This is a genomic window from Chitinophaga tropicalis (assembly GCF_009758205.1).
Classification (GTDB): Bacteria; Bacteroidota; Bacteroidia; order Chitinophagales; family Chitinophagaceae; genus Chitinophaga; species Chitinophaga tropicalis.
In genome coordinates, this window is the sequence record NZ_WRXN01000043.1 from 1 (window position 1) to 1,804 (window position 1,804).

General features: G+C 39.7%; 1 protein-coding gene. It reads left to right on the forward strand.

All coding sequences use genetic code 11. The features are described 5' to 3' along the window. Nucleotides 1-108: 108 nt before the first annotated feature. On the forward strand, nt 109-1,653 hold the full coding sequence (locus tag GO493_RS30695; RefSeq protein WP_157310070.1) for an IS1182 family transposase: 1,545 nt from the start codon (nt 109-111) through the stop codon (nt 1,651-1,653). Nucleotides 1,654-1,804 lie beyond the last annotated feature (151 nt).

The window sequence follows — 1,804 nt, forward strand, 5'->3', positions numbered from 1 at the left end:
AGAAGCCGTCTCAAAAGTAATTTGGGACGGCTTCAGCTTTTTATACATTTTTTTAGATAAAAGGCGCCTTTTTGTTAACCATATGATGCTTATTGTGTTATAGGAAGTATGGCAAGAGGCAAAACATTATCAGTCGTATTTAAGAGCAATCACCAGAACCAAGGGATGCTATTACCCCCAGATTTGAATGATTTGATTCCAGCTAATCATCCAGTCAGAACAGTCAACGACATTTTGGATAAAGTTGATATTACAAAGTTAATCCAACAATATAAGCCAGGGGGAACCAGTAGCTATCACCCACGGATGTTGTTAAAAATCCTGGTTTATTCCTACATTAATAATATATATAGCAGCCGTAAAATAGAGGAGGTTGTTAGTCAACATATACATTATATGTGGTTAAGTGGCATGAGTACGCCTGATCATAATACGATCAACCGCTTTCGAGGCAAGCGCCTTCAGAAGACATTACAGCCAATTTTTACCCAGGTAGTGTTATTACTATGTGAGGAAGGCCTTCTCAGTCTTAAAGAACTTTATACAGACGGCACTAAGATAGAAGCCAATGCCAATCGATATAGTTTTGTGTGGGGGAATGCCATTAAAAAGAACCGGGAGAAAATAAAGCATCAGCTAAACGAATTATGGCAGTATGCTCAAACGGTGGCAGCAGCAGAGATGGATGATACAGACCCTTCAGGTTTTGATAAAATAGATAAAGAGAAAGTGAATGCCACTATCGATAAAATAAACGAAGCATTGAAGGACAAGCCAGTCAGTAAAGAGGTGAAGCAGAAGCTGAATTACGGGAGAAAACATTGGCCGGCTGCACTAGACAGATATGAGCAACAAGAAGCCATTATAGGCAGCCAGCGAAGCAGCTACAGCAAGACCGATCCGGATGCTACATTCATGCGTATGAAGGAAGATCATATGAAAAATGGGCAATTAAAGCCTGCTTACAATTTACAGATAAGCACTAATAGCCAATACATTGCTCACTATAGTATCCACCAAAACACTACTGACACCAATACGCTGATAAACCATCTGAGCGGACATATAAAACAGACTAAAATCAAACCCAATAATGTAACGGCAGACGCAGGTTACGGCAGCGAGCAGAATTATGAATGGCTGGCAAGCAAACAAATTGCCGCATATGTAAAGCATCAAAATTTTGACAGGGATCAACACAAACGCACAAGAAATAAAAATCCCTACAGGGCTGATAAACTGGCATATAATGAAGCAAAAGATCATTACATATGCCCCTCCGGGAAAAGAATGAAGAATATTGGCACTTACACATCCACAACATCAACAGGTTTTGAACAAACGCTTACACGCTACCAAGCCAGCAAATGCAAAGGTTGCCCATTAAAAGAACAATGTCATCAAGGAAAAGGCAACCGGGTCATAACAATTAACCATCATCTAAATTATCTACGAAATAAGGCCGATAAGCGTCTGAAGACCAGACGAGGAATTGCTAAACGTAAACAGCGTTGTTACGATGTTGAACCTGTGTTTGGTAATATCAAGCACAATCATCACTTTAAACGTTTTATGCTACGAGGCATCGAAAAAGTGACTATTGAGGCCGGATTATTGGCTCTGGCGCACAATCTAAGGAAGAAAACTGCATGAGAAAGGGCAAAAAGAGCCCAAAAACTTGTTCCCATCTCCCTAAGCCCGTCATATATTTTTACTGAATAAAATTAAGGCTCCACATATATGACCACGTATATAGCGCTATACAAAAGAAAAAACCGTCTCAATTTATTATTGAGACGGCTTC

What these genes read in the sequence shown, in the direction of transcription:
- GO493_RS30695 (WP_157310070.1), top strand. Translation starts at nt 109, where the DNA reads ATGGCAAGAGGCAAAACATTATCAGTCGTATTTAAGAGCAATCACCAG.